The organism is Roseobacter sp. (genome assembly GCF_024639605.1).
GTDB lineage: Bacteria > Pseudomonadota > Alphaproteobacteria > Rhodobacterales > Rhodobacteraceae > Roseobacter.
In genome coordinates this window covers 1-5,206 of record NZ_JAHEHZ010000198.1, presented here as the reverse complement: position 1 = coordinate 5,206, position 5,206 = coordinate 1, and the positions used below count along the sequence as shown (strand labels likewise).

General features: G+C 60.4%; 4 protein-coding genes. 1 reads left to right on the top strand and 3 read right to left on the bottom strand.

Annotated features, from left to right (window positions below; genetic code table 11):
- Window positions 1-33: 33 nt before the first annotated feature.
- Window positions 34-1,107, bottom strand: a complete 1,074-nt coding sequence (locus Q0M35_RS17230; RefSeq protein ID WP_295317494.1) for an Mrp/NBP35 family ATP-binding protein — start codon at window positions 1,105-1,107, stop codon at window positions 34-36.
- Window positions 1,108-1,356: 249 nt separating this feature from the next.
- Here Q0M35_RS17230 and Q0M35_RS17225 point away from each other — a divergent pair, with 249 nt between their 5' ends.
- Window positions 1,357-1,593, top strand: a complete 237-nt coding sequence (locus Q0M35_RS17225) for a DUF1127 domain-containing protein (RefSeq protein WP_246227819.1) — start codon at window positions 1,357-1,359, stop codon at window positions 1,591-1,593.
- 379 nt (window positions 1,594-1,972) lie between these two features.
- Here Q0M35_RS17225 and Q0M35_RS17220 read toward each other — a convergent pair whose 3' ends face one another.
- Window positions 1,973-2,569, bottom strand: a complete 597-nt coding sequence (locus Q0M35_RS17220) for a hypothetical protein (protein WP_295317493.1) — start codon at window positions 2,567-2,569, stop codon at window positions 1,973-1,975.
- Window positions 2,570-2,687: 118 nt separating this feature from the next.
- The gene (locus Q0M35_RS17215) at window positions 2,688-5,081 is read right to left on the bottom strand and encodes a UvrD-helicase domain-containing protein (protein WP_295317492.1); all 2,394 of its coding nucleotides are present in this window, start codon (window positions 5,079-5,081) and stop codon (window positions 2,688-2,690) included.
- Between the last annotated feature and the right edge of the window lie 125 nt (window positions 5,082-5,206).

Genomic DNA, 5,206 nt, shown 5'->3' with positions numbered 1-5,206 from the left:
GCAGCGTTCCGAGAAAGATCAGGCCCGTTCTGCTCAGGCCATCCCCCCGCGGATCAGCCCTTCAGCAATCCGCGCATAAGCGTCAGCCATTGGTCCGTCGCCTGCCGCCACCGGTGTGCCACCGTCACCGGCGAGGCGGGTTTCCAGGTCGATCGGCAGCACCCCCAGAAGCGGCACGCCTAGCGTTTCGGCCTCAGCGGCGACACCGCCCTGTCCGAAGATCTGGTGCTCTGCGCCGCAGTCGGGACAGACAAACATCGACATATTCTCGATCAGACCAAGAACCGGCGTTTTCAGCGTGGCAAACATGTCCAGAGCCTTGCGCGCATCGATCAGAGCCACATCCTGCGGCGTGGAGACGACAATCGCACCTGTGAGCTCGCTTTTGGTACAAAGTGTCAGCTGCACATCGCCTGTCCCCGGTGGCAGATCCACGAGCAGGACATCAAGCTCGCCCCACTGTACCTGACCCAGCATCTGCTGCAGCGCGCCCATCAGCATCGGACCACGCCAGACAACAGCCTTACCCTCTTCTAGCATGAATCCGATCGACATCAGCGTCACGCCATGCGCGTGTAGCGGAATGATTGTCTTGCCGTCGGGGCTGGCGGGGCGTTTGCTGACGCCCATCATGCGCGGCTGGCTGGGACCGTATATATCAGCATCAAGAAGTCCGACCCGGCGCCCCGCCTTTGCCAGCGCAACTGCCAGATTGGAGGAGACCGTCGATTTTCCCACGCCGCCTTTGCCGGAGCCAATGGCCAGAATGCGCTTGACGCCGGCCGGGCGGGTCGGACCCTCCTGCGGTTTCGGGTGACCACCGATCTTCAGGCTCGGGGGCGCCGGTTTTTTCTCAGCCGGTCCGTGTGCGGTCAGCGCAACGCTGGCGCGGGACACGCCCGGCAGCTCCGAGACGAGCTTTTCAGCGGCATCTCTCAGCGGGCCCATCTGGCGGGCAACTTCGGGTGTTGGCGCCTCGATCACAAAACGTACTTCGCCGCCTTCAATGCTCAGCGCACGAATCAAATCATGCTCAATCAGGCTCCTGCCGTCCGGCAGCGCCACGCGGCCGAGTGCGGCCTCAATTTCGGCCTTCGTTACAGACATGCTTAGTTTCTCCCCAGATGCGCCTGTTCACATAGCACATGTTTGCGCGAACACCAGATGACGTTCAGAAATGCCTAAGTTCATAGCCACAAGCATAAAATTACCCTAGGTCTCCTATGCAGATGCTGCATGGCAGCATTGAACATGTAACCATTGTGCAGTCGCAGCATAACCTTAAGTATGGGTCACAAGAACAGCGATGCGCCCGACCGGGCAAATCAAACAAACCGAAACTGAAAGGTAAGAACCATGGCATTCATGGATCATACACAGACACATACCGACAGCGTTCTCGAGCGCGTGCTTGCAGGCTCTGCATCCTATTTTGCGGGCGCAGCGCAGCGACATGCCCGGAACAGAATTTACCGCACAACTCTGGCTGAACTCTCGGCCCTGAGCGACCGCGAGATTGCAGACCTTGGTCTGTCCCGCCCGGATTTCCGCAACATTGCATGGGAAGCCGCGGTAGCACGCACAATGCGCTGAGGCGCACAGGAACAGGCGACCCACCTCCTCCCGGGTCGTTTGTAGAAGGCGGCGGCATCCATCCTCCTCCCGGATGTCGCCGCATCAATTCAGCCCCGCAGATAATCGCGGGCGTCCCCGGCCTCTGACTGGCCCCGGACAACGGCATTCAGGTTCGCTCATCCTCCTCCCGGGCGGATCTGATGGAAGGCAGTGGCATCTATCCTCCTCCCGGATGTCATTGTCGTGAACGAAGGAGCCTTTTCAGGGCTCTGCGATGCTTGCACCGGTCTCTCCTCCCTTCGACCGGGGCACACACAAGAGAAAGCGGTCCCACCTCCTCCCGGGACCGCTTTTTTTGTGCCTGAACTCTGTTGCTGCCGGCGCGTGCAAAGAGACGTCAGTTCTGCTCCCGCAGTCCGCCCGGCCCGTGTTCAGCGGCCTCAGGCAAAAGAGAGCCGCGTCCGAGCACGCGCATGAGCCTGACCGCCTGGTGTACCGGGATGTTGAGGTCGCGGACCCGGTCGGCAGCCACGATCACCGAAGAGCCGGCCCAGGCCGAAGGTGCGCCGGGCAGAAACACAACGCATGTGTCACCAGCGCTCTCGATCCGAAAAGCGATCTGGTCATAGTCATCAAAGCTCACCATGACTGGCGTCATCAGCGACCCGGCGCCCTCGTGCCCCGTAACGCCGCTGATGGTGCCTTTGAACACAGCATATCCGGGCACAGCATCAATGAGAAACCCGTCAATCCTTTCCATCCGCCCGGCAAGTGCACTCCGCGTGGCAAGAAGCCCGGCGACGTAGCAGAAAGCAATGATCAGGGCGAGGGCAATGATATCAACAAGGGCGAGGCCGACAAACCTGTCCACAGGTATCAACCTGTTCAAAGGCTCAGCGACCAGTTTGCTTATCTCGAACACTTTCGCCGCGAGTATTGCCAGCACGGCCAGAGGTGCCAGAAACAGCACTCCTCCGATAAGAGTTAGTTTCATGACATCCCTTCCCCTGTGGTCCCGCCGTCAAACGGCTGCCGGGTCAGTCTATCAAAGGCTGCGCAGCGGGAAAGAGATGATACGGCAGGAAAAGGAGGCTCCCCCCGGGCTGGAAATCTCAGAACGGCACGTCATTTTCCGGGCTCACAAAGCGCGCGACCACTTTTTTGGTCCCCGCTTTTTCAAAGGCGATCTCAAGCTTATCCCCTTCGATCCCTTCGATGCGTCCGTAGCCGAATTTCTGGTGAAACACGCGCTCGCCCATGGAAAAGCTGGACACAGCGCTCATATCGATCACGGTGTTGCGGCTTTCGCGGGGCTGGCTTACCGGGCGTTGCTGGCTGCGTTCCTGCAGGCGGCGCCAGCCCGGTGAGTTGTAGACATTGGCAGAGGCCGCTGCGTCGTGCAGCGTCGATGAGGGCGCCGCCGCCCCATACCCGCCGCCATAAAGGCCGGGTGGCGTCAGCACATCCACATGATCATCCGGCAATTCGTCAATGAACCGTGAGGGCATTGAATTCTGCCACTGGCCAAAGACACGCCGGTTCGCCGCAAAGGATATCGTACAGACCTCTTCGGCCCGCGTGATGCCCACATAGGCCAGTCGCCGTTCTTCTTCGAGCCCCTTGATCCCGCTCTCGTCCATCGAGCGTTGCGACGGAAAAAGCCCGTCTTCCCAGCCCGGCAGGAACACCATGGGAAATTCCAGCCCCTTGGCCGCGTGCAGCGTCATGATCGAGACCTTTTCACCGGCCTCTTCGCTTTCGTTGTCCATAATCAGACTGACGTGCTCCAGAAAGCCCTGAAGATTTTCAAAGCTTTCCAGTGCTTTGATCAGCTCTTTGAGGTTTTCCAGCCTGCCCGGCGCTTCGGGCGTTTTGTCGTTCTGCCAGTGCGCGGTATAGCCGCTCTCATCGAGAATGATCTCTGCCAGCTCAATATGACTGATGTCCGGGCGCCCGTGGCCGCCCTCGTCCAGAACCGCATCGTCATCCAGAGGTACGCGCGCGCGCATCTGTTCGCGCCAACGGTCAATACAAGCGATCAGCCGGCCAAGTTCCGCCCCGCCCTTGCCGCCAACGGCCTTGGTTTCAACTACGATCCGCGCGCCCTCAAAGAGGCTCACCCCGTTATCGCGGGCCGTCCGCTGGATCGTCTGTTGCGCTTTGTCACCGAGGCCCCGTTTGGGCGTATTCACGATCCGCTCAAAGGCCAGATCATCGTCCGGGCTGACCACCACACGGAAATACGCCATGGCGTCGCGGATCTCCATGCGCTCGTAAAACCGCGGCCCGCCTATGACGCGGTAGGGCAGTCCGATGGTCAGGAACCGGTCTTCGAAGGCACGCATCTGGTGGCTGGCGCGCACGAGAATGGCCATGCTGTCGAGGCCCACGGGTGCCTGACCACGCGTGCCGCGTTGTGCAGCTTCGATCTCATCCCCGATCCAGCGCGCTTCCTCCTCGCCGTCCCAGTGGCCGATCAGCCGCAGCTTTTCGCCGTCGGTCGCTTCGGTCCAGAGCGTCTTACCCAGGCGTCCCTCGTTACCGGCAATCACCGCTGAGGCAGCTGCGAGGATATGTGGGGTAGAACGGTAATTCTGTTCCAAACGCACCACGTGCGCGCCCGGAAAATCCTTTTCAAACCGCAGGATATTACCCACCTCAGCACCGCGCCAGCCATAGATTGACTGATCATCGTCGCCAACACAGCATATGTTTTTGTGCCCGCCCGCCAGCAAACGCAGCCACAGATACTGCGCCACGTTGGTATCCTGATATTCGTCCACCAGAATATACGCAAACCAGCGCTGGTACTGCGCCAGCACATCGGGATGCTTCTGGAAGATCGTCACCATATGCAGCAGCAGATCGCCGAAGTCGGTGGCATTCAGCTCCTGCAGGCGCTGCTGATACTGCCGGTAAATGCTGACGCCCTTGTGGTTGTAGGCGCCTGCGTCCGACGCCGGCACCTTATCCGGGGTCAGCGCGCGGTTTTTCCATCCGTCGATGATGTTAAGCAGCATGCGCGCAGGCCAGCGTTTGTCGTCAATGCCTTCTGCGGACACAAGCTGTTTGAGCAGTCGCAGCTGATCGTCGGTATCCAGAATGGTGAAGTTCGGTTTCAACCCCGCCAGCTCCGCATGGCGGCGCAGCAGTTTCACGCAGATTGCGTGGAAAGTCCCGAGCCAGGGAATGCCTTCCACAGGTTGCCCGAGCATCTGGCCCACGCGGTTTCTCATCTCGCGCGCGGCCTTATTCGTAAAGGTGACGGCCAGTATCTCATTGGGGCGCGCGCGGCCGGTGTTCAGCAAATGCACAATCCGCGCCGTGAGCGCCCGCGTCTTCCCCGTGCCGGCTCCGGCGAGCATAAGCACCGGGCCATCGAGCTGTTCCACCGCAGCCCGCTGCGCCGGGTTCAGCCCGTCGAGATAGGGTTGCGGCCGCGCTGCCATCGCGCGCGCGCTCAGAGAGGCACCTTCGAAGGCATCTGTTTCGTCAAAACTGCTCATGCACGTGAATGTACCCGCAGACCGCCCGGAGTTAAAGAGACGTTCACACTCTGTTCCGCGCGAATTCCGCACTGGACAATCCCCTGATTGCCCGGACAAATGTTCCGATGACCCTGCACAGCCAA

Excerpts from the sequence above, each read along its gene's own strand:
- Q0M35_RS17215 (WP_295317492.1), bottom strand. The coding sequence starts at position 5,081 with ATGAGCAGTTTTGACGAAACAGATGCCTTCGAAGGTGCCTCTCTGAGC.
- Q0M35_RS17225 (WP_246227819.1), top strand. The coding sequence starts at position 1,357 with ATGGCATTCATGGATCATACACAGACACATACCGACAGCGTTCTCGAG.
- Q0M35_RS17220 (WP_295317493.1), bottom strand. The coding sequence starts at position 2,569 with ATGAAACTAACTCTTATCGGAGGAGTGCTGTTTCTGGCACCTCTGGCC.
- Q0M35_RS17230 (WP_295317494.1), bottom strand. The coding sequence starts at position 1,107 with ATGTCTGTAACGAAGGCCGAAATTGAGGCCGCACTCGGCCGCGTGGCG.